The sequence below is a fragment of the Pyruvatibacter mobilis genome, from assembly GCF_012848855.1.
In the GTDB taxonomy this organism is placed as follows: Bacteria; Pseudomonadota; Alphaproteobacteria; order CGMCC-115125; family CGMCC-115125; genus Pyruvatibacter; species Pyruvatibacter mobilis.
Window position 1 is genome coordinate 1,237,134 of the sequence record NZ_CP051630.1, and the last position, 25,305, is coordinate 1,262,438.

Sequence of the window (25,305 nt, forward strand, 5' to 3'; positions counted from 1 at the left end):
CCCGGAATTTCCCAAGTGTCTGCCGGTTCGTGCGGCAATCCGCACTTTGCGGAGAGAGGCTACGTGGCCTAGATTGCGCTTTAACGACAGAGGCATCCCCTCCGGGTTAACGCATCGTAAACCCTGATTCCGCCAGATTTGTCAGGCGGACGAAGTCTTGCAGGCAGGCCACGGCGCTTTTGATTGCGCCCCTGGCCCTGCAGGAGGGGCAGACGAAAGGGCCGTCTCGATGAGCCAGATTGATTATGATGCCGCCTTGCAGGGCGCGCTGGATACGCTCCGCGCCGAAGGCCGCTACCGCGTGTTCGCCGAGCTAGAGCGCCAGCAGGGGGCATTTCCCACAGCCAAGCGCTACCAGGACGGAACGCTGGACAGCACGATCACCGTCTGGTGCTCGAATGACTATCTGGGCATGGGCCAGCACCCCAAGGTGCTCGAGGCAATGCACACGGCGATTGATGTGACCGGGGCCGGATCCGGCGGCACGCGCAATATCTCCGGCACCCATCACTATCATATCTCGCTGGAGCGTGAACTTGCGGACCTTCACCAGAAGGAAGCCGCACTGCTGTTCACCTCAGGCTATGTGGCGAACGAAGCCACACTCTCCAGCCTGGCGCGTATCCTGAAGGGGTGTGTGATTTTCTCCGACGAGATGAACCATGCCTCGATGATCGAGGGCATTCGTCATGGCGGCGGGCCGAAGCGCATTTTCCGCCATAATGACCTCAAGCATCTTGAAGAATTGCTGGCGGAAACTGATCCGTCGCTGCCGAAGATCGTGGCATTCGAGAGCGTCTATTCCATGGACGGCGACATTGCCGATATCGGTGCCATCTGCGATCTGGCGAAGAAGTACAACGCGATCACATATCTAGATGAAGTCCATGCTGTCGGGCTCTATGGGCCGCGTGGCGGCGGCATCGCTGATCGTGACAATGTGCTGGACAAGGTTGATATCATCGAGGGAACGCTGGCCAAGGGCTTCGGTGTGATGGGCGGCTACATCGCGGCGTCGGCACGGGTTGTCGACGTTGTCCGTTCCTACGCGCAGAGCTTCATCTTCACGACGTCGTTGTCGCCGGTGCTGGCCGCGGGTGTTCTGGCGAGTGTGCGCCACCTCAAGGCCAGCAATGAAGAGCGTGAGCGGCATCAGGCTCAGGCTGCGAAGCTCAAGGCTGCTCTCAAGGAGCGCGGGCTTCCGGTTCTGGATACTCCGAGCCATATCGTTCCGGTAATGGTGTGGGACCCGGTGGCCTGCAAGGCGATCTCCGATCGCCTGCTTGAGGCGCACAACATCTATGTGCAGCCGATCAACTATCCCACTGTGCCGCGGGGCACGGAGCGACTGCGGTTTACGCCCACGCCGTTCCATGGTGACGACAAGATCCGCGAATTGGCTGATGCGCTTGACCAGGTGTTCAGCGAATTCAAGATCGATCGCAGCCGGGCAGCCTGATCCACCGGGATTGGCTGGGAGGCGGGCATGGCCGGCAAGCGGGGCGTTATTTTCGAGTATGTGCCGAACGGACCCTACATAAAGGTCTCGGCCATTGACGAAGAGACGGGCACTGAAGTGTCCATTGTGGGCGATGCGCGGGCGACGCAAAGCGAGCTTCAGAGAATTGCGAGAATGAAACTGGAGCGGCGTCTGGATCAGCTTTCTGGCAAGCCAAGGCCCTAATCCAGTTCAAAATGAAAAACGCCGGCGGATGGCTAGTCCGCCGGCGTTTTCTTTAAGGATCAGTGATGCGGCCTAGCGGCGGCCACGTCCGCCGCGGCCCCCGGTGCCAAGGCCGATGTCCTTGGCGAACTGCGAGCGCTGCTTTGAATAGTTTGGTGCGACCATCGGGTAATCGGCAGGCAGGTTCCACTTGGCGCGGTAGTCTTCCGGCGACATGTCGTAGTGCGAGCGAAGGTAGCGCTTCAGCATTTTCAGGCGCTTGCCGTCTTCCAGGCAGACGATGTAGTCGGGTGTGACGGACCGCTTGATGGGCACTGCCGGCTTCTGCTTTTCAGCGGGCTGTGCTGCCTCTGCGCCGCCGATGCCGCCCAGGGCGGCATGAACAGAGCGAATCAATTCTGGAAGATCGGTTGGCGAAACTTCGTTGTTGCTGACATAAGCCGCGATCACATCAGCAGTGAGGCGGACAACTTCTTCACGTTCCATGTTATCTAAGTCTTTATCGAAATCGCTCATTAGAGCCGCTCCATAATATCTGAAGATCTATCTTGATTGCATTTGTATAGGGCGCAACAATTATGGTTGCAATGTAGCAAGTATCAATAATTGATCACTTTTCTTAAAATATCAAAAACTGGCGCAGTGCGGGTGTCTGGTTGTGGTGTTGCTAGAGCTCTCATTGCTTTGAGCAATAGTTATTACGAGCTTTGTAGAAGCCTGCACGGACTCATGCTAAGGCAGGACCAGATTTTCGGGCGGCGCAAGGAGCCGCGTGCAAGGCTGGTTTTCTCCGGTTCTGCTTGCTTGGCGGCGGCAACCGGACTACTTCCTGCCCACAGCCACCCTGTGAGCAAGGCGGCGCGACGAACGATTACGATGGCCAATCCAGATGGTGTTCCTGCCGCGGGAGGAGAGACCAGGCCAATGGATCGCAATGACGCCAGCTCACGGCAGGCCCTCTAAATCGAGGCCCCCAGAGCGAGGACGGTTCATGTCTCTTCAGGATACCGATAGCCCGGCCAATAACGGCTTTTTCACCCGTTCGCTTGCGGACACCGATGCAGACGTCTTTGCATCCATCGGTCGCGAACTTGAGCGGCAGCAGACGCAGATCGAACTCATCGCGTCCGAGAACATCGTCAGCCGGGCGGTGCTGGAAGCGCAGGGGTCGGTGCTGACCAACAAGTATGCCGAAGGCTATCCAGGCCGCCGCTATTATGGCGGGTGCGAATTCGCCGATGAAGTCGAGCAGTTCGCCATCGACCGCGCCAAGCGCCTTTTCAACTGTGAGTTCGCAAATGTGCAGCCCAATTCAGGCAGCCAGGCGAACCAGGGCGCCATGATGGCGATGATTAAGCCGGGCGATACTATTCTGGGGATGAGCCTGGATGCGGGCGGTCACCTGACGCACGGGGCCAAGCCGAATCAATCGGGTAAGTGGTTTACGCCGGTGCAGTACGGGGTCCGCAAGCAGGACGGTCATATTGATTATGACGACGTCGCCAAGCTGGCCGAAGAGCACAAGCCGAAACTGATCATCGCTGGTGGGTCGGCCTATTCGCCGGTGATTGACTTTGCCCGGTTCCGTGAGATTGCGGACAGCGTCGATGCGTTCCTGATGGTGGACATGGCGCATTTCGCAGGTCTCGTGGCCGGCGGTGTCTATCCGAGCCCGCTGCCTTACGCGGATGTTGTGACGACGACCACTCACAAGACCCTGCGTGGCCCGCGCGGCGGCATGATCCTGACCAATGACGAGAAGCTGGCCAAGAAGATCAACTCGGCCATTTTCCCCGGCATCCAGGGTGGCCCGCTGATGCATGTGATTGCCGGCAAGGCGGTTGCCTTCGGCGAGGCACTGCAGCCGGAGTTCAAACTCTATGCCCAGAACGTTGTCGCCAATGCGAAAGCACTGGCCTCAGCCCTGCAAAAGGGCGGCGTGGATATTGTGTCCGGTGGCACAGACAGTCATCTGATGCTGGTGGATCTGCGGCCGAAGGACCTGACCGGCAAGGCTGCCGAGCATTCCCTGGAAAACGCGCACATCACCTGCAACAAGAATGGCGTTCCCTTCGACCCGCAGCCGCCGGCAATCACCTCAGGCGTGCGGCTTGGTACGCCGGCCGGCACGACGCGCGGCTTCGGAGTGGCTGAATTCACCCTTATCGGGGAGCTGATCACGGAAGTTCTCGACGGACTTGTGGCCAATCCAGACGACAACAGTGCTGTGGAAGCCTCAGTGAAGGAGCGTGTTCTGGAATTGTGTGCACGCTTCCCGATTTACGGGTAAACAGGACCAGACGTGATTCCGATGGCGGCGCGTTCCGGGGGGAAGGCGCCGCCATCTTGATGTGAGGGGACGACAAAGCCATGCGCTGCCCGTTTTGCGGCAATGAGGATACGCAGGTAAAGGATAGCCGCCCGACGGAAGACGCGGCTGCCATCCGTCGCCGCCGGTTTTGCCCGGCATGCGGTGCCCGGTTCACCACCTTCGAGCGCGTACAGCTGCGCGACCTCACGGTGGTGAAGCGCAACGGCAAGAGAGAGCCGTTTGACCGGGACAAGCTGATGCGGTCACTGCAACTCTCCTTGCGGAAACGTCCGGTTGAGCCGGAACGGGTGGAGCGTATGGTGACGGGCATCGTCCGGGAACTGGAAAGCACGGGCGAAACCGATATTCCGGCCTCTGCGGTCGGTGAACTGATCATGGAGCGCCTCAAGGTGCTGGATGAAGTAGCTTATGTGCGCTTTGCATCCGTGTATCGTGACTTCCGTGAGGCGAAGGATTTTGAGAAATTCCTGGGTGGTCTTGATGATCCGCTCAAGGACCTTGGCGAGACCGACTAGCGCCACCTTCAGCCCGCCTGGCGCGGCGCGACGGGTGAACCGGTCGCCTTCGCCGAACCGGCCACAAGCCGGAACTGACAGGGCATAACCGACGTGGCGACGACCCCATCCGCAGGCAGCAAGGCCCTCGTGGCCCAGGACATGCGTTTCATGCGCGTGGCGCTGACGCTTGCGTGGCGCGGGTTGGGCCAAGTGGCCCCCAATCCGGCAGTCGGGTGTGTGCTGGTTCAGACTGATACGGATGGGTACGCCGCCATTGTTGGCCGCGGATGGACGCAGGTGGGCGGACGTCCTCATGCGGAGACTGAAGCACTGCGCCGGGCAGGAGACAGGGCACGAGGCGCGACAGCCTATGTCACGCTCGAGCCGTGTGCGCATACCGGCAAGACTGGCCCGTGTTCGCAGGCTCTGATCGATGCGGGTGTGGCGCGGGTTGTGGTTGCCTGCACGGATCCAGACCCCCGGGTCAGCGGCAGCGGTATCCGGATGCTGAAAGATGCGGGCATTGCGGTGACCGAGGGAGTGCGTGAGGATGAGGCGCTGGCGTTGAATGCAGGTTTCATTTCGCGTGTCACCCGTAAGCGGCCTGAGGTGCTTTTGAAGATCGCCTCGACCCTTGATGGCAAGATCGCGACCCCGACGGGCAAGAGCCACTGGATTACCGGTGAAATGGCGCGTGAACGCACGCACCTCGTTCGTGCACAGACCGACGCAATCATGGTGGGCAGCGCTACCGCGCTGGCTGACAATCCGGATCTCACCTGTCGGCTGCCCGGCCTGAACGGCAGATCCCCGATCCGGGTGGTTGCTGACGGACGGCTGCGCATTTCCATGACGTCGAAACTGGTGCGAACAGCACTGGAGACGCCGCTGATCCTGCTCACCCGCGAAGATGCCAATGCTGAACGGGCGAAGGCGTTTGCTGATCTTGGTGTCGAACTCATTTATGTGCCGCTTGCTGCCGACAATCACATGGACATGACGGCGGGGCTTGAGCTGCTGGCCGAGCGCGGCATTACGCGGCTGATGGTCGAAGGCGGTGCGCGCCTGGCGGCAAGTCTGATGCGCGACGGCCTCATCGACCGGATTGAATGGTTCCAGGCACCGAAGATCATCGGGGATGACGGCTACTCTGCCGTGGCGGCGCTGGGACTGGATGAAATCGACCTAGACGAAGGCTTCGAGCGGCTTGGCGTCCGCGCCCTTGGCGAAGACGTGCTGACCAGCCTTCGTGTCAGACATGAAGGCAATTAGGCCATGTTTACCGGCATTATTACCGACATCGGCGAAGTGACCGAGATTGAGCAGAAGGGCGACACGCGCTTCCGGATTGCCACGCGGTATGACGCGGATGGCATTGACCTGGGTGCGTCCATTGCCTGCTCGGGCGCCTGCCTGACCGTGATTGAAAAGGGCGATATGGGTGACGGGCGCTCGTGGTTCGATGTTGAGGCTTCAGGAGAAACACTGAACCTCACAAAGCTGGGCAGCTGGGCCGTCGGGTCGCGGATAAATCTCGAGCGGGCGCTCAAGGCAGGTGACGAGCTTGGCGGGCATATTGTTTCCGGCCATGTCGATGGCGTGGGCAGCCTTGCGTCCCGGACGCAGGAAGGCGACAGCTGGCGGCTGACATTCAAAGCGCCGGCTGAGCTTATGCCTTACGTTGCGTCCAAGGGCTCGATTACCATTGACGGCATCTCGCTGACGGTGAACGAGGTGGGGGCCGACAGCTTTGGCGTGAACATCATTCCCCATACCCAGAGCGAGACCACGCTGGGCCTTCTTAACGAAGGTGACCCGGTTAATCTGGAAATTGACATGCTGGCGCGCTATGTGGCCCGCCAGATCACCTTCCTGGCGCCCGGCCAGGGCGGCACACCGTCCGGGGCCTGAACCCGAAAAGACCAAGAGAGCAAGACCCGCGCACCGCCCTCAACGGGCCAGGCGCGCCGGCGCAGGAGCACCCATGAGCGAGTTCAGCCAATATCTGTCACCGATCGAGGATGTCATCGAGGACGCCCGCAACGGCAAGATGTTCATCCTGGTGGATGCGGAAGACCGCGAGAACGAGGGTGACCTGGTTATCCCCGCCCAGATGGCAACACCTGACGCCATCAATTTCATGGCCAAATACGGCCGCGGCCTGATCTGCCTCTCGATGACGCAGGACCGTGCCGACCAGCTGAACCTGCATCTGATGTCGGCGCATAACCAGTCGCGGCACCAGACGGCGTTCACGATCTCGATCGAGGCGCGGGAAGGGGTGACCACCGGTATTTCCGCCCACGACCGGGCACACACGATCGCCGTTGCCATTGATCCCACGAAGAATGCCGCTGACATTGCCACCCCAGGTCATGTGTTTCCGCTGGTTGCAAAGCAGGGCGGGGTGCTGGTGCGTGCCGGTCATACGGAAGCGGCCGTTGACGTGGCGCGGCTTGCCGGGTTGAACCCGGCCGGTGTGATCTGCGAGATCATGAACGATGACGGGACCATGGCCCGTCTGCCGGACCTCGTGCAGTTTGCCCAGCTGCACAACCTCAAGGTCGCGACCATCGCTGACCTGATTGCCTATCGCCGCAAGCATGACAACTTCATGCAGCGCGCCGTCGACCGCACCATCGAGACGGAAGGTGCCGGTGAGTTCCGCCTGATGGTCTACAAAAATACAGTTCAGTATGCGGAACATATCGCGCTGGTGAAGGGTGATATCTCGACGCCTGATCCGGTGCTGGTGCGTATGCATGCAATTAATGTCTTTGACGACATTCTTGGTGCCAAGGGCGGTCGCGCGCATCTCGTGGAAGAGAGTATGAAGGAGATCGACCGTGAGGGACGCGGGGTGATTGTCATCATTCGCGATACCGAAGCGACGGTTGTGTCCGACATGCTGATGAGCGACGGCGAAGCCCGCAAGGACCACGGGCCGAGGCGGCTGCGTGAGTACGGCATCGGGGCACAGATCCTGCTTGATTTGGGGATTACCCGGATGGAGCTGCTTTCTAATTCTCCCAATCCCACAATTGTCGGCATTGATGGCTACGGCCTTGAAGTGGTGGGCCAACGGGCCATTCCCACCGGTGCCAAGTAAATTCAGAAGAAGACATGTCCAACAAAGCATCCCATATTCTGATCATCGAAGCGCGTTTCTATCCGGAACTCACTGATGAGATGGCGCGTGGCGCCATCGCTGAAATCGAGGCCCAGGGCGGCACCTATGAGCGGATGGAAGTCCCCGGCGTGCTGGAGATTCCAGCGGCTGTAGCCTATGCGCTGAGGACAATGCAGGTAACGGGGCGGCAAAAGTACTATGATGGCTTTGTCACCCTTGGCTGCGTCATTCGCGGCGAGACGGCGCATTTTGATATCGTTGCGTTTGAAAGCGCCCGCGCCTTGATGGACCTTTCCGTCAATCACGCGCTGGCCCTGGGTAACGGTATCCAGACCGTTGAGAATTCGGACCAGGCCTGGGCGCGTGCAAAGGTAGATGACAAGAACAAGGGTGGGGCTGCCGCTGCCGCGGCATTGGCGATGATCGCCCACAAGCGTGAGATGAAGGTGGACGGGCTTTGAGTGAGGCTTCCAACACGTCCGACGAAAAGGCCGGCAAGGTGTCTGAGCGACATCAGGCCCGCAGCAATGCGCGCCTTGCGGCCGTGCAGGCCCTTTATCAGATGGATGTTGGCGGTGCTGATATCGGCGACGTCATTGCCGAATTCCGGGCGGCGCGGCTGGGCCGCGCCTATGATGGTGATACAGCGGAGGAGCTGGCTGAAGACCTGCCGGCGGATGCAGACTTCTTTGAAAGCATCGTCCGGGGAGTTGTTGAGCGCCAGGGCGACATTGACCCTTCCATTGATGGGGCTCTGGCCAAGGGTTGGCGGCTGCCGCGCCTGGATGCAACGCTGCGTGCCATCCTGAGAGCAGGAACGTTTGAGATCTACGGACGGTCGGATGTTCCGCCCAAGGCCGTGATCAATGAGTATGTGACTGTCGCCAAGGCCTTCTTCGAGAAGGATGAGCCGCGGGTTGTGAATGCGGTTCTGGACCGCCTTGCGCGAGAGCTTCTGGGCGACGTCTGAATGGGCAGACCTGGCGAGGGCAGGGACAATAACGCTGCGGGTTTTGGCGAGTTCGAGCTGATTGCCCGATTGTTTGCCCCGCTGTCTGACGCGGCACACGGCTTTCAACTGACCGACGATGTGGGGCTTGTTCCGGACACGGATAATCGTGTCTGCGTCACGAGTGACATGATCGTGGCCGGAGTGCATTTTTTGCCGGATGATCCTCCCGACACGATTGCGCGCAAGCTTGTGCGGGTGAATGTCTCGGATATCGCGGCCAAGGGCGCGCAAGTGTCTGGGCTGCAGCTCTCCGCGGCATTCAACAGGGACCGCGACGTGAGTTGGATCGAGGCCTTTGCTTCGGGGCTTGCTGATGATCTTGCGCTTTTTGGCGCGCCCCTGATTGGGGGGGATACGGTCAGATCGCCCGGGCCGGACAGTTTTTCGTTGACCGCTTTTGGTAGGGTCGGCCCGCATGGGCTGGTACGCCGTTCGGGTGCCCAGCCTGGGGATGGGCTTTATGTGACGGGCACAATTGGCGATGCGGCCCTTGGCCTGAAGATACTCAAGGGTGAGTTGGGCATGGTGCCGCTGGGGCGCCGCCAGCCTCTTGTTGAACGGTATCGGGTGCCGACGCCGCGCCATGCGTTCGGCGCCGGTCTTGGCGCATTTGCGTCGTCCGCGCTTGATGTGTCGGATGGCTTGCTGGCTGATGCAGGGCATCTCGCAACGGTATCGGGTGTGTCCCTCGATGTTTCGTTCGACCGCGTGCCTCTCTCCGGGTCTGCAGCGCGGTTGGTAAAGGGGAACGCGGATCTTCACCTGTCCTTGATGGGGGCGGGTGACGATTATGAGATCCTTTTTACGACGTCTACGGATAATTCAGATGCGCTTGCCGAATTGGCTGGTGCGAGCGACACGCCAGTGACGCGCATCGGGCATGTAGGGACGGGGCCCGCCGGCACAGTTATCTTGCGTGATTCCGCTGGCGACGTGCTTACAGTGCCCAGCCAAGGCTTCCGTCACTTCTAGCCGCTTGGCGAGCTTCGCAAATCACCGGTTTTCTGCGGCTTTTCTGACATGTTTGTAGGTCGTGAGGCGTGTTGCCATGCCTTGGGACCTTTGGCATGGTTAAGCCATAAAAATGCGGGGTTGGACCTTAGGGCGGACATTTTCCGGCCGGTCTGTGTTGCGTATTCCCTGTAGCAACCAAAACCAAAATGCGGTGCGCCGGGCTCAACCGGCGTGCCTTGTCAGGGGAAACATCTGAATGAGTACTACCATGATGGCCATTCTGGCCGCTGGCGCTCTTTCGCTCGTCTATGGGGCGTGGGCGATCCGCTCCGTGCTGGCGGCGAGTCCGGGGAATGCGCGCATGCAGGAAATTGCAGGCGCCATCCAGGAAGGCGCATCTGCTTACCTCAACCGCCAGTACACCACGATCGGTCTCGTCGGCATTGTGATCTTCGCCGTTGTGTGGTGGCTGCTGGGCGCGTTGACCGCCGTCGGTTTCGCGGCCGGTGCGGTGCTGTCCGGTGCGGCCGGCTATATCGGCATGATCGTGTCGGTGCGTGCCAATGTGCGCACCACGCAGGCCTCTTCGGAGAGCCTCGCGGCCGGACTGGGCATTGCCTTCAAGTCTGGTGCGGTGACGGGCATGCTTGTGGCCGGTCTCGCCCTTCTCGGCGTGGCTGTCTATTTCTACGTGCTGACTGATGTTCTCGGCCATGACGCGACGTCGCGTCAGGTGATTGATGCGCTTGTGGCGCTCGGCTTCGGTGCGTCTCTCATTTCGATCTTCGCCCGACTTGGCGGCGGCATCTTCACCAAGGGTGCGGACGTGGGCGGTGACCTCGTGGGCAAGGTGGAAGCGGGTATCCCGGAAGATGATCCCCGCAATCCCGCTACTATCGCCGACAATGTGGGTGACAATGTCGGTGACTGTGCCGGCATGGCCGCCGACCTTTTCGAAACCTATGCGGTGACCATTGTGGCCACCATGGTGCTGGCTTCGATCTTCTTCGTCAGCACCGCCGGTGCCACGATGATGATCTATCCGCTGGTGATCGGTGCGACCTGCATCGTGACGTCCATCATCGGCACGTTCTTTGTGCGGCTCGGCTCCGGCGGGTCGATCATGGGGGCGCTCTACAAGGGCTTCATAGCATCGGCAATCCTGTCACTCATCGCGCTGTACTTCGTCACAGACGAAGTGCTTGGGCTTGCTACGACGTACACGCAGACCAACGGCCTGAGCTTTACAGGTCAGGATCTCTATATCTGTGGCGTGCTGGGTCTGGTCATTACCGGCCTGATCATCTGGATCACCGAGTACTACACAGGCACGAATTACCGCCCGGTGCAGTCGGTTGCCGAGGCGTCCAACTCCGGCCACGGGACCAATGTGATCCAGGGGCTGGCTGTATCGCTTGAAGCTACGGCACTGCCTGCCATCGTTATCGTTGCGGGCATCATCGTGACCTTCAACCTGGCTGGGCTCTTCGGCATCGCCATCGCGGTGACCACAATGCTGGCGCTTGCCGGCATGGTCGTGGCGCTCGATGCGTTCGGTCCGGTCACGGATAATGCCGGTGGCATTGCCGAGATGGCTGAACTTGATGACAGCGTCCGCAAGACGACGGATGCACTGGACGCGGTTGGTAATACCACCAAAGCTGTGACCAAAGGCTACGCCATTGGGTCCGCAGGTCTTGGTGCGCTGGTGCTGTTTGCAGCGTATACGGAGGACCTCAAGTTCTTCGCTGCCAGCCCGGATGCCTATCCGTATTTCGCGGGCATTGATGTCAACTTCTCGCTGTCCAACCCCTATGTGGTGGTTGGCCTGCTGGTCGGCGGCATGCTGCCTTATCTCTTCGGTGCCATGGGCATGATGGCCGTTGGCCGGTCTGCCGGGGCGATCGTTGAGGAAGTGCGGCGGCAATTCAAAGCCAAGCCGGGCATCATGCAGGGGACGGAGAAGCCGGATTACGGCCAGGCCGTTGACCTGCTGACCAAGGCGGCGATCCGGGAAATGATCATTCCGTCCATGCTGCCCGTGCTGTCGCCTGTGGTGTTGTTCTTCATCATCTCTGCGGTTGCCGATAAGTCAGCGGCGTTCTCGGCGCTGGGTGCCATGCTGCTTGGTGTGATCGTTACGGGGCTCTTTGTGGCCATTTCCATGACCGCCGGTGGTGGTGCCTGGGATAACGCCAAGAAGGTGATCGAGGACGGGGCCCATGGCGGCAAGGGATCGGAAGCTCACAAGGCTGCCGTCACCGGCGACACTGTTGGTGATCCCTACAAGGACACGGCCGGCCCGGCCGTGAACCCGATGATCAAGATCACCAACATCGTGGCCCTGCTGCTGCTGGCGGTTCTTGCTCACTAGCGGGTTGGTAAGTCACACAAACAAGAAAGGCGGCGTTCCTCGGAGCGCCGCCTTTATTCTTGGATCGACCAGTTGGTCGTCACAGAGTCCGCCTTCACGTGCCAGCAGTTCGCGACAATCTTGATATCAAGAAATGCGTGGAGCGTTTGTCAGCTAAGCCTTCTCCAGTTCTCCAAGAACTCGATTAGCGACCCGGTGTCGGGTCAGGTCGGGCGCCTTGGCCGAAGCGGCCAATATTGCCAAACATCTGCTGGAGGAATGTGAGTTCCTTGCCTCGGGTGGGGGTCTCACGATCAATGAAGTTCACGATTTTTCCGTCTTCAAGGCCGTAGTAGCCGAGCTTCTCCACATTGTCGTTTTCGTCGAAATAGACGGCGACAATCTCGCGGTCGACGGCTTCTTCGGCGAAGAAGGCTGTCTGCTCGTGGATGCTGGAGATGTAGTACCAGGAACTGGCGTCCACCGTTGACACGGTGGAGGGAGAGCCGAAAGTGGTCAGCACGCTGTCCTTGTTGTCGATGCCGATGCGGATTTCCTTGAGAAGGTCCTCATTAGGCACGTAGCCGCGCTGGCTGACCGTGGGAGAACATGCGGCCATGGTCAGACCTGCGACAAGGGTGGCCCCAAGCATAAGGCTCCTGAGTGCGGTGTGCGGACGCAGCGGGCTTGCAACCGGCCGGCGGGCAGTCATCTTCATGGGTGTGCATCTCCATGCGCGTGGTCATGTCCGGGTATAGCTACGCGCCATCGCCGCGCGGCCCGGCCTCCCTCGACTCTTCCCCAATTCATGAAGAGCGGGGCGGCACTTGGCAAGGGGCACGTATTGGCAAGGGGCACATAAGGGCTTAATCCAGTGCGGCATTGTCTGCCAGAAAGGTCTGCTTCCCATGTTTCTCGACCGACTTCTCGCCACCTTCCGGGCGCGCCGAAAGAACGATCCTGTTCTGCGGGCGCTCTATGGCACCATCATGGCGCAGGCGCGGCAGCCTTACTTCTTTGCCAAGCTGAAGGTGCCGGACACGGTGGACGGGCGGTTCGACATGGTCATTCTCCATACCTACCTGGTGGTCGCCCGGCTGCGTCATGGCGGTGAGACTGCTGAGGCGCTGTCCCAGGACCTGTTCGATCATATGTTCCGGGACATGGATCAGGCTCTTCGTGAGATGGGTGTTGGTGACATGGGCATCGGCAAGCGCATCCAGAAGATGGCAGCCAAGTTCTATGGCCGGGGTGACGCCTATGATGCCGGGCTTGAAGCGGATGACGACATGGTTCTTCAAGAGGCAATTGCGCGGAACATATTCGCGGCTCAGGAAGCGCCCATGGAACAGGTTGCAGCGTTGGCCGGTTACATGAGGGCGGCCAGGCAAGAGCTTGCCACCCAGTCGCTTGACGATGTGTGCGCCGGCCGGCTGCGCTTCCCGGCCCCCGATGTGGCTGCCGCTTAAGCCCGCCGCAGATCGCAGGAGAGAAGTCTCATGGTGAAGAAAGCCAACCAGACAGCGCCGGAATTTTCCTTCCCCGTCGATATCGCGTCCTTGCCCCAGGACGGTGTGCGTCATGTTCTTGAGCCGAATGAGAAGGAGCGGGCGGCCATTGCTAAGCGCCTGGAGTTGCAGGCGCTGCCGCGATTGACCGTAGAAATCGACGTGACCCCGTCGCGCGGCAAGGGCGCGCTTTTGCAGGGCAGGCTTGAAGCAGATGTCGTGCAGACGTGCGTTGTCAGCCTGGACGCTGTCCCGGCACAGGTGTCGGACCGGTTCGAGGTCCGGTTCCTGCCGGCGGAGCTGATCGAAGACGTATCACCGGGCGAAGATCTTGAGCTGTCGTCCGAGGAAGACGCACCGGAACCGCTTGGCGGGCCCAACGGGACCAGCTTCGATGCCGGGGAGGTTGCAGTGCAATATCTGTCACTGGCACTCGACCCCTATCCGCGTTTGCCGGACGCAGTGATTCCCGAGGAGGCAGTTTCTGAAGGGGAACCATCCCCCTTTGCGGTGCTCGAGGCGCTGAAGACAGACGGGAAACCCCAATAATTTCAAGTAAATAGCATCGCAGTTGAGTTGCCGCCCGGTTGCTTTATGGTGCCTGCCGCCTGCGCGGGGGAAGATGTTTCCGGGATTCGGTGCTTACCCAGTGCGCAGTCGATCTGTCTCTTAGGCGGGTGTGCCATAGCTGCGCTGCCCGGCTTTTCAGAAAATGGAGATCTGTTTGGCGGGCGGCATTACCATCGCGCTGGATGCCATGGGCGGCGATCTGGGCTGTGAGGCTGTGGTCAAGGGCGCCGGTATAGCGCGCATCCGCCAGCCGGACGTGCATTACGAGTTTCACGGCGACGAAGCCCAGCTGAAGCCGCTGCTTGAGACTGATGACGCCCTGGCTGCGGTCTCCACGATTCACCACACTGATGTTGCTGTCTCAATGGACGACAAGCCGAGCCAGGCACTGCGTGCCGGGCGTCGGGTGTCGAGCATGTGGCTGGCGATTGATGCCGTTAGGGAAGGCCGGGCGCAGGCTGCGGTGAGCTGCGGCAATACGGGTGCGCTGACCGTCATGTCGCGCATGATCCTCAAGACGATGCCGGGGATCGAGCGGCCGGCCATTGCCGCCATCTGGCCCACCATGCGCGGTGAGAGCATCGTGCTTGATGTCGGGGCCAACGTGGTTGCGGAGCAGAAGAACCTGGTGAATTTCGCCATCATGGGCGAGGCCATGGCACGCACCGCGCTTGGTCAGCTCAAGCCCAGCGTCGGCCTTCTCAACATCGGTGCCGAAGAGATGAAGGGCAACGAGGAGATCAAGGGCGCCGCGCAGTTCCTGCGCGAGGCTGATCTCAATTTCGATTTCCACGGCTTTGTCGAAGGTGACGACATCTCCAAAGGCACCGTTGATGTCGTGGTGACAGACGGGTTCACGGGCAATGTGGCCCTGAAGACAGCAGAGGGCACGGCCCGGCTGATCGCGGATTATCTATCCAATGCCATGCGCCGGTCGCTGGCCTCCCGTATCGGCTATCTGCTGGCCCGTGGTGCCTTCAATGTGCTGCGCCAGCGCATGGATCCGTCCAAGGTCAATGGCGGTGTCTTCCTCGGCCTCAACGGGGTTGTGGTGAAGAGCCATGGCTCGGCAACCGCGGAAGGCATTGCTGCTGCGCTTGACCTCGCGATCGACATGGCGCGCAACGACATCATCAAGAAGATCGCCGCTGATCTTGAACGGGTGCATGGCGCCCGGACGGAAACGGCGGCAGCTGAAGCCTCTGCCATACCGCAGACGGCGGAGACGGGGACGGAATGATCCGATCAGTAGTCAAGGGCGTGGGCGCGTATCTGCCCGAGCGTATAATCACCAATGCCGAGATGGCCACGCTTGTGGACACCTCAGATGACTGGATTACCGCCCGTACGGGTATCAAGCAGCGGCACATCGCTGCCGAGGGCGAGCTGACCTCTGATCTCGGGACCGCGGCTGCCCGTGAAGCCCTGAAGAACTCCGGGGTGCATGCGGATGAGATCGACCTGATCATCGTTGCGACGGCCACGCCAGACGATACCTTTCCCGCAACAGCAACTGTCATTCAGGCACAGCTTGGTATCGAGCGCGGATTTGCATTCGACATGCAGGCGGTGTGCTCCGGCTTTGTCTATGCCGTTGCAACGGCTGATAATTTCATCAAGGCGGGACAGGCCGAGAATGTGCTGGTGATTGGTGCTGAGACCTTCTCGCGCATCCTCGATTGGGAAGACCGGACGACAGCTGTGCTTTTTGGCGACGGTGCCGGTGCCATCGTGATGCAGAAGGGCGAAGGTGACGGGACAAACAAGGATCGCGGCGTTCTGACCTCGCATCTGCATTCCGACGGGCGGTATCGCGACAAGCTGTATGTGGATAGCGGTCCGTCCCGTGGCGCTGTCGGTCACCTTCGGATGGAGGGCAAGGAAGTTTTCCGCCACGCGGTCGTCAACATCGCCGAGGCGATCGACGAGGCGCTGGATGCAACAGGGCTCGAGGCCAAGGACATTGACTGGTTTGTCCCCCATCAGGCGAACAAGCGCATCCTTGATGCGACGGCCAAGCGTATCGGGCTCAAGCCTGAGAGTGTGGTGGTGACGGTGGCGCAGCATGCCAACACATCAGCTGCCTCCGTGCCGCTCGCGTTGGATGTTGCGGTCAAGGACGGGCGCATAAAGCAGGGCGACATGGTGCTGCTTGAGGCCATGGGCGGCGGGTTTACTTGGGGGTCCGCGCTCGTGCGCTGGTAAGCACGGCGTCGCAGGGATGTTCCCTCACGTTAAGTTTTGCTGATAACCTGTTGCTGTGCCGGTATTTTTCCGGCCTTAAGATGCTTGCAGCCCTGCTTGGGCAGGAGTACAAACACCCCATGGGACGTACACTTACACGCGCGAATCTGAGCGAGGCCGTCTATCAGGAAGTCGGCCTTTCCCGGAACGAGTCTGCTGATTTCGTGGAACGGGTGCTCGAAGAGATTTCCTCGAGCCTGGAGCAGGGCGAAACCGTCAAGGTGTCGTCCTTCGGTGCCTTTGCCGTTCGCGAGAAGGGTGGCCGCGTCGGCCGTAATCCGAAGACGGGTGAGGAAGTTCCCATCAAGCCACGGCGTGTGCTCGTTTTCCGCCCCAGCCATGTGCTCAAGGACCGGGTCAACAAATCCGCTCCGCGGGATGAGGGTGTGACCAGCGCTGCGTCCGATACATCCGGCAGCGACTCCGCGTAAGGCTGATCCGTGAGTCCGGATTCCGGGCCTGAGGGCCATTCCACCGTGCAAAAGTCTCCCGACGCATTCCGTACGATTTCAGAAGTCGCCATGGAACTGGACGTGCCCCAGCACGTGCTGCGTTTCTGGGAGACGAAGTTCACGCAGATCAAGCCGCTGAAGCGGGGCGGCGGTCGGCGCTACTACCGGCCGGAAGACATCGACCTTCTGCGGGGCATCCGCACGCTGCTCTACCACGATGGCTATACGATCAAAGGGGTGCAGAAGGTCTTGCGTGAGCAGGGCCTGCGCCATGTGACAGAGATCGGCCGCGAGGAGCTGGAAGCTGAGCTGGCGGCGATGGAGGCCGATGGTGCTCCTGCGCCCCAGGATCAGGGCGGCGAAGCAGCGGGTGTTTCCGTCGATGGGGATCCGGCAGCATCAGCGCAGCCTGAAGACGCCACTCCTCAACATCTGGCGCCGGCGCCGTTTCCACCACAGCCATTGACCGAGGAACAGCAGGACAAGCTGGAGAATATCCTCGATGAGCTTGAAGGCCTGAAGGCGCGGCTGGAGGCCGCACGAACTGCCATTCAGGCTTGAACGAAGGCGACAAATTCGCGGGTTTTGGGCGTTGCGGACATTGGTTCAGGCCCCTATAGTCCGCCTCCTTTCCGGCAGTGCAGCCTGCCGGAAAGCCATATCGGAGCGTAGCGCAGCCTGGTAGCGCACTTGTCTGGGGGACAAGGGGTCGTCGGTTCAAATCCGGCCGCTCCGACCATCAAGAGCCGGGTCGGACCTTGCGGGGTCAGGCCCGGCTTTTTTGATGTGTGCTCCCGGCGCGGTGCCGAACTCGCGGCGCTGCAAGCATCAGACCCCAGATCATGCCCATCAGAAGGTACATGTGGCGCCAGTGGTTGCTGTCGATGATGATCGATTCAGCGAACAGGCCGATGAAGGTCGCGTAGGCCACAAGGAAGACGCCGCGGCGTGGGCCGGTAAGAGCGTAGCGGTAGCCCTTGATGATGGTGGCACCAAGGGCCGTGAGCAGTCCTGCTATGCTGATGAAGCCGCCGGCCACAAACACGTTGAGATAGATGTTGTGAGTGTCGAGCCCGGCGATCATGCCCCAATTGTTGGGGCCGATACCGAAGGGGTGCTGCAGGGCGTGCCTCAGGGCGTTTGCATGACCGGTAAAACGGCCGCCTTCGCGCGTGTCATAGCTCTGCAGGCCCAGACGGGCTTCCAATAGGTCCCTGACTTCGGGAATGGTGGCTGCCCAACCGATGGCAAAGAACAAGGCAACACCCAGCATGACAGCAATTCCGGCGATCCGGGCGCGCTGACGCCTGGTTTCCGGCGACAGGCTTGCCAGGATAGCAAAGATCGCGGCGGACAGGAGCAGGTGCAGCCAGGCGCCTCGTGAGAAGCTGAGGAAGAGTCCCAGAGCCAGGAGCACCGTGACTGGTCCCCAGAAAAGAAGCGTGGACTTCATGCTACCGGTGCTCATGCGCCAGAAGGCATACAGCACCGGTGCCACAAGGAATGGTCCGTACACGTTGGGATCTTCAAAGAGTGCCTTGGCACGTCCCGCACCGAGAAGGATGTCACCGCCGGGGATCACGTTGAGATAGGCCCCTATGCCGAGCCCTGCCGTGCAGACAGCCGCCACGAGGTAACCTGCCCAGAGTGCGCCGAGTGCGCGGTCGGGTGAGGCTGCGATGACCGAGGCGAAGAAGATAAAGGTGAGGGTGAGGTAGGTGGATGTCTGAAGGAAAGTGATCGACAGATCCACATAGAGTGCCTGTGTGCCCCCGATCATGTAACCACAGAGGATGAGGATCATGCCCGTTGCCGGAACCGCCAGACCACGTGGAATACGGAGGCCCAGGAGGAATAGCGTTCCGGCCGTCGCCACCAGCAGAAGGTCGTAAGGCGCAGGCTCGCGCAGAACGTAGTGGGAAATTGCCGTTACGCAGAAAAGGAGTACGGCAGCAAACCGCGTGTTCGCGATGTCGATGCCCTGGCTCCAGCCCTGCGAGGCCGGGCCGTGTCCCGGCAGTTCTGAAGCGGCAATGCCCATGCTCATCGGTCAGCCTCCGCTGACAGCGGTGCGCGTCGTATCGGCATCCTCGACATGCGTCGCATAGGGGCCTTCGACCCTCTGTAGTGCCACACGATAGACTTCGTCCACGCCGTCGATCATCTGGCCGATCGAGAAGTGCCGGGCAACGCTCGTGCGGAGCTCAGCGGCAGTTCGGGCGGCTGCGGCGGCATCATCCAGTGTGTTGCTGATGGCCGCGGTTAAATCCTCGAGGTCGTGTGGCGAGACGAGGCGCGCTGACTGTGACCCGAAGATCTCAGGGATGCCGCCCACCCGCGTGGCGACCAGCGGGATACCGGCCGCCGCGGCTTCGAGAACGACATAGGGCAGGGACTCAGCGTAGGAGGGCACGACCAGCATGCGAGACTGGGCGAAGATCTCGCGCGCAGGCACCATGCCTGGGAAAGTCACCATATGGGCGATCCCCAGATCACAGGCGCGGGATTTGAAATAGTCACGGTCCGGACCATCACCCGCGATGACAGCCTTGATGTCCCGGCCCTTGAGTTGCGCTAAAGCCCGGAGCAGGTCTTCGACGCCTTTCAGAAGCCGCAGTTCACCGACAAACGCAATGTCATAGAGCGGTTCCGCCTCCGGGAGAGGTGCAAAGTCACCGGGGCCTATGCCGTTGTGGACGATGCGCGAAAAACCGCCGATGCGCCCCACCTTGAAGGCGAACGCCTCGCGGGCAAAGAGACTTTCGAAAATGAAGGCATCGGTGCGGGAAGCGAGCCAGCGTTCAGCATTGAGGAACACGAGTCCTGCCAGGCTTCCCGGCTCGTAATGGAGCGAGCCGCCATGCGGCGTGTAAACGGCGCGCGTGTCGGCGAAGGGGCCGCGGTCGCGGTGGCGGGGCAAGGCAAGCCGGGCCAAAAGGCCGCCCTTGGCGCCATGGCCATGGACAACGTCAATGCCGTGATGGCGGACAAGGCCGCGTACCCGGCCAATGGCCGACAGGTCAGACCAGGAGGGCAGGCGGCGAATGGGCGTTTTATGAAGTCCCAGCGCCAGAAGTGGCGCGAGTGCCTCAAGACGTGCCGTGGTTGCGGGCGTTGCATCCGCTGACGAACACAGCAGGCCGACCCTGTGGCCTGCATCCACCTGGCCCCGGACAAGGTCTTCCACATGGCGCATCAGCCCGCCGATGGGCGCGCGCAGCACATGGAGGATGTCGAGGTCTCGGTGGTTGACGCGTAAGGTCAGTGCTTCGGTGCTGGTCATGGCCGTGCCCTAGAAGAAGCGCTCGCGAATGAACACGGTGTCACCGGGAAAGACGGCTGCTGTCGGGTCTGCCTTGAATTCCTGTTTGGTGGCGTGACCGCCACGGGTGATGCGGGCGCGCGATGTGTTGGCCCGATAGGTGTAGCCGCCAGCAATGGCTACGGCTGTTTCGACTGTCATTCCGGCGACATAGGGATACTGGCCCGGAGAATTGACTTCACCCAGGATGAAGAACGGACGGAAGGTGGCGACCTGAACCGAGACGTTGGGGTTGCGGAGCAGGGTTTGTGACAGGGCCTGCTCAATGGCTGCCTTGGTCTCAAGGGCTGTCAAGCCGCGCACACCCACAGGCGGCAACAGCGGCATGGAAATGGCGCCTGCATCATCGACGCGGAACGTACCAGAAAGACGTTCCTGCCCGAAAACGATCACCCGCAATTCGTCACCGGAGTCCAATCGGTACTGGGACACAGCAGCCGGGGCAGCGTCGCTGGCCGGGCCTGCCTGGGACGCCGGCATGGGTTGAGGGGCGGGAACGGTCGGGGCAGGACTGCCCGAGCAGGCGGCGAGGCCTGCTGAGAGAACCAGCAAGAGTGCCAGCTTTCGGTAGGCGGAAAGGATGTCCGCCAGGCTCCGCAGATACGCGCGCAAAATCGTCACCACCCGAATGAATGCCCAAGAATGGCCAAAGACTAGGCAGGGCAGGGTTACCATCCGCTTAGCGGACAGGTGAGCCGACTGCTCGCCAGATGAGGAAATCCGCTGAAATCAGCCCCGGTTAACATCTCGGTTACCTTAAGGCGGCTAAAAAGCGAGGTGGACGAAACTGCGAGTCTGGCCGAATGGCCGGGCCTAAAGGGGGCGCGCTTCCATCCAGCGCGCAGAAAGGGCGGTACGGCGCATCGATGACCTATGCTGTATCCAGCACATATGCGCCTGACGGCAGGGCCGGATCGCCTGAGAATGGCGGTGAGCCATCCCTGGATATCTGGTCGCTTGCGGGGCGTGTCTGGGCCCGCAAGGGCTTCCTTTTCCTGTTCGTGTGCGCCGCCATGGCGCTTGCCTATGTTGCGCTGTCGACCGTTTCCCCCCGATACACCGGTGAAGTCCGTGTGCTGATTGAAGGTATCGCGCCGGATCCCACCAATCCGCTGGGCAATCAGACCGTACGTGAAGCGGATCAGCAGAAGATCGAGAGTGAAATCCAGGTTCTGTTGTCGCGCTCTTTGGCCGATGATGTTGTTTCGACGCTGAAGCTAGAAGAATGGGATGAGTTCGCGTCAAGCTCGACGGGGTTCTTTGGTCTGGGCGGCAGCCGGTCCAACAGCAAGAGCGATGTTATGGACGCGTATTTCTCGCGTCTGAATGTCTATCAGATCGGTACTTCGAGGGTGATCGCGATTGATTTCTGGGCGGAGCATCCCCGAAGCGCCACAATCATCGCCAATGCCATTGCCGATATCTACATTGCCGATCAGCTGAACCAGCAGGTGACTGTAACGCGGCGGGCCAGTTCGTGGCTGGACCAGCAGGTGGAAAAGCTGCGGGCGCAGGTCAAGGCGTCGGAAGATGCGGTGTCCGAGTATCGCCGCAAGACGGGTTTGATCGAAAGCAATGGCAATACGCTGAAGTCTGCTGAACTTTCAGAACTCAACACACAGCTCATTCTGGCTCGCGCAGCCAAGTCCGAGGCGCAAGCGCGGCTCGACAGTGCGCGGATGCTGATGGAGTCGCCCAGCGGCATTGAGACATCATCGGAAGTGCTGGACAGCAGCCTGATCCAGCAATTGCGTGAACAGGAAGTGGCGCTGCAACGTCAGATCACGGAGCTTTCGGCAGACCTGCTACCGCAGCACCCTGACATGATCGCTCGGCAGGCCGAGCTGGATGACCTGCGCCGCGCCATTGGTGACGAAGTCGGCAAGATCGTAAGGCGGTTGGAAAACGAAGTGCGCGTTGCCGCGGCCCGGGAAAGCTCATTGCGGCAATCCATTGCCCGCCTGAAATCTGAAGTGACACGGGAGAAACAGCGCGAGGGCGAGTTGCGGGCACTGGAGCGTGAGGCTGCCGCCAACCGGGGGCTCCTTGAATCCTTCCTGTTGAGGGCGAGCGAGACCGGGGCTCGCGATGACCGGCTTATCCAACGGCCCGAAGCGCGGATCATTTCGCGTGCCGAGACGCCGCAATCGCCGTCCTTTCCGCAGAAGGGGCCGGTGTTGATGCTGGCCTTCATGGCGTCGCTGACGATTGGCTTGTTGCTGATCCTGGCTTTCGAAATGTTTGCACCGGTTCCGCGACCGGTCGCTGTTCGGGAAGCGGGGCGCGGTCCACGGGTTACGACTGCGCCGCCAGTCATGGCGCAGCCTGCGTATCAGCCTGCACCTCCTGCCAGCTATGCAATGCCGGCGTCACAGCAGGCCCAGATGGCTTCCGTGCACCCCATGGCACCACCACCGATGGCGCCGCCCGGTCAGGGAGGTTTCGCGCCGGCACAGCCGTCTGCGCCGGTGACACAGATGATCGCACGTCTGCCTGCGGGGGCGTATCTGACCCCGCATGACCAATGGCTGCTTGGCGAGGGTGCCAAGACAATCCTGCAGTTCGTCCGGCAACGGCCTGCAATCAATCGGGGCGGACATCTCGTTCGGGTGAGTGCGGGACGTACGGGCGCGCGTGGACTGGCTGGCCTGGCGCGGCTGTTGTCGCAGACGGGTGCCAGTGTTCTCGTCGTCGGCTGCGCGCCTTCGCGTGCGCCAGGCTTTACAGATTTGATCTGTGGCCGCTCTTCCCTGGGGCAGGTGATGCAGGCAGAGAGCCAAAGCCGGGTTTGCTATGTGGATTGGGGCACGATCCCGATCCATGATGACCCGGCCCTGATCCGGTCGACGCTGGCCGGGTTGTCGAACCAGGCGTCAATCATCCTTGTTGCCGATGCAGACAGCGTGGTTGCCGGGCTGTCGATGTCCATCGACCGCGCGTGTGACACGGGGCTGGTGTTGGTATCCGCCGGGGACCGGACTGCACCGTCCCTGCCGATGACGCCGAGTGCGGGTTTGGTTCAGGTCGGCTGAGGGCCGGTCGTGCCTGGTGTCAGAGCCGCCCCGCGCAGGATATGACGCTTCACGAACTGACGCGCCTTCTGGTTTTTCCGAACCGGATCAACAACCATATTGACCGCCGTGTAGGCTGCTGCCTTTGCCTTGTCTGCACGCGGCTTCACGCCCGGTTTCGGCTGCGGCAACCCCATGCGGCGCATGATGTGGTTGACCGTCTGCACCTTGCGCTGGTTGAGGCTCGCCTCGTCATGAAAGGTGATGCCCATGGAAATGGAAACCTGATCGCCGTTTTCCACGTAGTGCGGGTCATTGAAGGGCACGCACAGCATGTCTCCCGGGCCGAGATCGAAGGTCTGCGCCAGGGGTGTGAAGGCCGGGCGGTATTCGATGTAGCGGCTCTTGGATGGTGAAATTTCCAGATCTTCTGCCGTGGTGCATGCCTCCGCCGGCAGGATCGTCATCCGCTTGGTGCCTGACATCTGAAGCAGGAAATTGTGCTCCGAATCCAGATGGTATGGCGTGACGCCGCCCGGGGATGTGACAAAGCCGTAGCCCACACGGTGGGTGAAGCTGGATGGCGCGACATCTGCCAGACGGGCAATCTCATCGACTAGCTCATCGATGAGGTGACGATATGCCGGTGCGTGTTCAATGCCCTGCAGCACCATCCAGGAGCCATTGTCCCGAATGCTGCGAACCGTCTCTGCGGGGCTGAGGCCGTTTCCGGGAACAGGCAGGCCGTGGACATCTACCGGCAGGTCAGCCCGGTTGTAATCGACCTTGTCACGCGGCAAGTCGGCCGCGAGATCCGCCATGGCTTCGAGGGTGAACAGAGGACTGTCCGCAAGGTCGTGGCGGAGGGTGAAGGGGCTCATGCCAACCTTCATCTCGATCTTTTCCGGGGCGGTGTGAATGTGCGTGCTCATCATGCACTCCGTTTGATGCGGGCGACTATGGCCCGCAGGCTGCGCTTGGCAGAAATCTCGTTTCGGTCGACAGCCGCGGCCCAATGCACCGCAGCAGACGGAACGAATTTGGACGTGGCGATGGTCACGTCCTTCATTGTCCGTCGCTCACGCCACAGATGATCGATCATGGGGTGGTCGGGGTTTGCGCAGCTATCTGTAAATGCGATCCCAGGCGTATCGAGCAAGCGTCTGGTCAATTCCAGCTCGAGCAAGACGCCGGGTGAGTAACGGGCGTAGCTCTCGTCATGTGCAATCTTGAACGAGAACTGTCCCGTGCCGTCTGAACCGCTACCACCGAAGTTGAGAATGGTGGTTACAGGCGCGCCGTCGACGCGCATGGTAAGCGGGAAAAGCTTCCCTGCGGCGGCGGCCGCGCGGCAGGCATCGAAGAAAAACCGTGCTTCTGCAGGGCGCTGCGCAATAGCCGTGCCTGCGCGGCCTTTCCAGCTCGCCAATTCCAATTCCAGGAACTCGAGGGCGATACCTTCGACAGCGGCCTCATCGCACATGTCGGCTGTCTCGAAGGTCACTTCCCCCAGATCTGCCAGACGGCGGCTTTGGCGGGCATATTCCTTGCGCTTCTTCTTGGATACGCTCTCGGCGATGTAGCTCTCGCCATCATGACCGCTCTTGAGCAAGGCGCGCTCGAAGCTGCGGGAGGTAGCGACTGCGAGGGAGTTCGTGCTGGTCAGGACCGACAAGGCTTCCGCCACGGGCCCGTCCGCGGCCATATGCGGCATACGGATGAGCTTTAGGCCGGCCTGGCGCAGTGACCTGACGATCGCGCGCATGCCGTCCCACTCGCAGCCTTTACGGATCAAAGGTGTTGCGAGGAAGGTGTGGATCGATCGCCACGCTGTGGCTGTCGGCAGGGGAAGGCCGCGGCAGGTGTGGCTGACCTTGACCGGCAGAAAGGCAATCAACCGGCCTGGCTCAAGGCGGTCCTCGATCGCAAGGAGGCGGATATCGGTGTTGCCTGAGAGATGCTGCAGAGCGGGCAGGAGCAGATGATCTTCGTAGAACGGGTTTGGCTCGCTCGCATTAGCGGCTAACTCGCGCCAGGCATTGCGCTGGGGGCCGGCTGCGTCCTCATGGGTTAGCCAGCGGGTGGCAAACCGTGGATTGCCGGCAGTTTCGGCAGGCCAGGCGGCGTCCCTGAATGAGAGCGCGGCTGTCGGATGATCGGAGATCAGCGCCATTTTCTGTCCTGTTTATGCGCGGAACCATGTGTGATGCGCCCGTATCTGTCCTGAAGCGGAACA

25 protein-coding genes and 1 tRNA gene are annotated in these 25,305 nt (G+C 60.9%); 19 read left to right on the forward strand and 7 right to left on the reverse strand.

The annotated features are described in order from the left end of the window. Positions 1 to 238: 238 nt before the first annotated feature. Both hemA and HG718_RS05855 read left to right on the forward strand, forming a co-directional pair. A complete protein-coding gene (gene hemA / locus HG718_RS05850) occupies positions 239 to 1,459 on the forward strand; it encodes a 5-aminolevulinate synthase (protein WP_205345746.1) in 1,221 nt (406 codons plus the stop codon). 27 nt (positions 1,460 to 1,486) lie between these two features. Then, on the forward strand, positions 1,487 to 1,684 hold the full coding sequence (locus HG718_RS05855; RefSeq protein ID WP_160587721.1) for a DUF6898 family protein: 198 nt from the start codon (positions 1,487 to 1,489) through the stop codon (positions 1,682 to 1,684). A gap of 72 nt (positions 1,685 to 1,756) precedes the next feature. Here the strand turns inward: HG718_RS05855 and HG718_RS05860 are convergent, their stop codons facing one another. Continuing rightward, on the reverse strand, positions 1,757 to 2,200 hold the full coding sequence (locus HG718_RS05860; protein ID WP_280179182.1) for a Ros/MucR family transcriptional regulator: 444 nt from the start codon (positions 2,198 to 2,200) through the stop codon (positions 1,757 to 1,759). Positions 2,201 to 2,675: 475 nt separating this feature from the next. Here HG718_RS05860 and glyA point away from each other — a divergent pair, with 475 nt between their 5' ends. The 9 genes from glyA to HG718_RS05905 all read left to right on the forward strand — a co-directional run bounded on the left by glyA (position 2,676) and on the right by HG718_RS05905 (position 11,983). Then, positions 2,676 to 3,974, forward strand: a complete 1,299-nt coding sequence (gene glyA / locus HG718_RS05865) for a serine hydroxymethyltransferase (protein ID WP_027837753.1) — start codon at positions 2,676 to 2,678, stop codon at positions 3,972 to 3,974. Positions 3,975 to 4,054: 80 nt separating this feature from the next. Continuing rightward, on the forward strand, positions 4,055 to 4,531 hold the full coding sequence (gene nrdR, locus HG718_RS05870) for a transcriptional regulator NrdR (RefSeq protein WP_027837754.1): 477 nt from the start codon (positions 4,055 to 4,057) through the stop codon (positions 4,529 to 4,531). 141 nt (positions 4,532 to 4,672) lie between these two features. Next, positions 4,673 to 5,785: a bifunctional diaminohydroxyphosphoribosylaminopyrimidine deaminase/5-amino-6-(5-phosphoribosylamino)uracil reductase RibD gene (gene ribD, locus HG718_RS05875; protein ID WP_205345684.1), complete on the forward strand. Its 1,113-nt coding sequence runs from the start codon at positions 4,673 to 4,675 to the stop codon at positions 5,783 to 5,785. Positions 5,786 to 5,788: 3 nt separating this feature from the next. Then, positions 5,789 to 6,424, forward strand: coding sequence for a riboflavin synthase (locus HG718_RS05880; RefSeq protein WP_027837756.1), 636 nt, complete (start codon positions 5,789 to 5,791; stop codon positions 6,422 to 6,424). A 73-nt stretch (positions 6,425 to 6,497) separates the two neighbouring features. Continuing rightward, entirely contained in the window at positions 6,498 to 7,622 is a 1,125-nt protein-coding gene (ribB, locus tag HG718_RS05885; RefSeq protein ID WP_160587722.1) for a 3,4-dihydroxy-2-butanone-4-phosphate synthase, read from the forward strand. Positions 7,623 to 7,636: 14 nt separating this feature from the next. Next, positions 7,637 to 8,104: a 6,7-dimethyl-8-ribityllumazine synthase gene (ribH, locus tag HG718_RS05890; protein ID WP_160587723.1), complete on the forward strand. Its 468-nt coding sequence runs from the start codon at positions 7,637 to 7,639 to the stop codon at positions 8,102 to 8,104. Further along, positions 8,101 to 8,613 carry a transcription antitermination factor NusB gene (nusB, locus tag HG718_RS05895; protein WP_036261212.1) on the forward strand — a complete coding sequence of 171 codons (513 nt, stop codon included), beginning with the start codon at positions 8,101 to 8,103 and terminating at the stop codon, positions 8,611 to 8,613. Before ribH ends, nusB begins: the two co-directional genes overlap by 4 nt. Beyond that, complete coding sequence (thiL, locus tag HG718_RS05900; protein WP_160587724.1) at positions 8,614 to 9,627, forward strand: thiamine-phosphate kinase; 1,014 nt, start codon at positions 8,614 to 8,616, stop codon at positions 9,625 to 9,627. A 238-nt stretch (positions 9,628 to 9,865) separates the two neighbouring features. Continuing rightward, on the forward strand, positions 9,866 to 11,983 hold the full coding sequence (locus HG718_RS05905) for a sodium-translocating pyrophosphatase (protein ID WP_027837760.1): 2,118 nt from the start codon (positions 9,866 to 9,868) through the stop codon (positions 11,981 to 11,983). Between the two features lie 184 nt (positions 11,984 to 12,167). Here the strand turns inward: HG718_RS05905 and HG718_RS05910 are convergent, their stop codons facing one another. Next, positions 12,168 to 12,581, reverse strand: coding sequence for an outer membrane protein assembly factor BamE (locus HG718_RS05910; protein WP_160587725.1), 414 nt, complete (start codon positions 12,579 to 12,581; stop codon positions 12,168 to 12,170). A 289-nt stretch (positions 12,582 to 12,870) separates the two neighbouring features. Here HG718_RS05910 and HG718_RS05915 point away from each other — a divergent pair, with 289 nt between their 5' ends. The 7 genes from HG718_RS05915 to HG718_RS05945 all read left to right on the forward strand — a co-directional run bounded on the left by HG718_RS05915 (position 12,871) and on the right by HG718_RS05945 (position 17,475). Continuing rightward, the gene (locus HG718_RS05915) at positions 12,871 to 13,431 is read left to right on the forward strand and encodes a ubiquinol-cytochrome C chaperone family protein (RefSeq protein ID WP_160587726.1); all 561 of its coding nucleotides are present in this window, start codon (positions 12,871 to 12,873) and stop codon (positions 13,429 to 13,431) included. 30 nt (positions 13,432 to 13,461) lie between these two features. Then, complete coding sequence (locus tag HG718_RS05920; RefSeq protein ID WP_160587727.1) at positions 13,462 to 14,019, forward strand: DUF177 domain-containing protein; 558 nt, start codon at positions 13,462 to 13,464, stop codon at positions 14,017 to 14,019. 175 nt (positions 14,020 to 14,194) lie between these two features. Beyond that, a complete protein-coding gene (plsX, locus tag HG718_RS05925) occupies positions 14,195 to 15,280 on the forward strand; it encodes a phosphate acyltransferase PlsX (RefSeq protein WP_160587728.1) in 1,086 nt (361 codons plus the stop codon). Beyond that, complete coding sequence (locus HG718_RS05930) at positions 15,277 to 16,245, forward strand: beta-ketoacyl-ACP synthase III (protein ID WP_160587729.1); 969 nt, start codon at positions 15,277 to 15,279, stop codon at positions 16,243 to 16,245. The genes plsX and HG718_RS05930 overlap by 4 nt, the downstream gene beginning before the upstream one ends. Before the next feature lie 119 nt (positions 16,246 to 16,364). Beyond that, positions 16,365 to 16,715, forward strand: coding sequence for an integration host factor subunit alpha (locus tag HG718_RS05935; protein WP_160587730.1), 351 nt, complete (start codon positions 16,365 to 16,367; stop codon positions 16,713 to 16,715). 90 nt (positions 16,716 to 16,805) lie between these two features. Continuing rightward, on the forward strand, positions 16,806 to 17,297 hold the full coding sequence (locus tag HG718_RS05940) for a MerR family transcriptional regulator (protein WP_192928116.1): 492 nt from the start codon (positions 16,806 to 16,808) through the stop codon (positions 17,295 to 17,297). A 101-nt stretch (positions 17,298 to 17,398) separates the two neighbouring features. Then, positions 17,399 to 17,475: transfer RNA gene (locus HG718_RS05945), tRNA-Pro, on the forward strand. A gap of 27 nt (positions 17,476 to 17,502) precedes the next feature. Here HG718_RS05945 and HG718_RS05950 read toward each other — a convergent pair. Genes HG718_RS05950 through HG718_RS05960 form a run of 3 tightly spaced genes read right to left on the reverse strand, consistent with a single transcriptional unit; the run spans position 17,503 to position 20,538 of the window. Beyond that, positions 17,503 to 18,783 carry an O-antigen ligase family protein gene (locus HG718_RS05950; RefSeq protein WP_160587732.1) on the reverse strand — a complete coding sequence of 427 codons (1,281 nt, stop codon included), beginning with the start codon at positions 18,781 to 18,783 and terminating at the stop codon, positions 17,503 to 17,505. 3 nt (positions 18,784 to 18,786) lie between these two features. Further along, a complete protein-coding gene (locus HG718_RS05955) occupies positions 18,787 to 20,019 on the reverse strand; it encodes a glycosyltransferase family 4 protein (protein WP_160587733.1) in 1,233 nt (410 codons plus the stop codon). A 9-nt stretch (positions 20,020 to 20,028) separates the two neighbouring features. After that, on the reverse strand, positions 20,029 to 20,538 hold the full coding sequence (locus tag HG718_RS05960) for a polysaccharide biosynthesis/export family protein (RefSeq protein ID WP_160587734.1): 510 nt from the start codon (positions 20,536 to 20,538) through the stop codon (positions 20,029 to 20,031). Positions 20,539 to 20,924: 386 nt separating this feature from the next. Here HG718_RS05960 and HG718_RS05965 point away from each other — a divergent pair, with 386 nt between their 5' ends. Continuing rightward, positions 20,925 to 23,090, forward strand: a complete 2,166-nt coding sequence (locus tag HG718_RS05965; protein ID WP_160587735.1) for a GumC family protein — start codon at positions 20,925 to 20,927, stop codon at positions 23,088 to 23,090. Here HG718_RS05965 and HG718_RS05970 read toward each other — a convergent pair. Continuing rightward, a complete protein-coding gene (locus tag HG718_RS05970; protein WP_160587736.1) occupies positions 23,078 to 24,001 on the reverse strand; it encodes a JmjC domain-containing protein in 924 nt (307 codons plus the stop codon). The two genes, HG718_RS05965 and HG718_RS05970, sit on opposite strands and share 13 nt — an antisense overlap. Further along, positions 24,001 to 25,242 carry a GNAT family N-acetyltransferase gene (locus tag HG718_RS05975; protein ID WP_160587737.1) on the reverse strand — a complete coding sequence of 414 codons (1,242 nt, stop codon included), beginning with the start codon at positions 25,240 to 25,242 and terminating at the stop codon, positions 24,001 to 24,003. The genes HG718_RS05970 and HG718_RS05975 overlap by 1 nt, the downstream gene beginning before the upstream one ends. Positions 25,243 to 25,305: the final 63 nt, after the last annotated feature.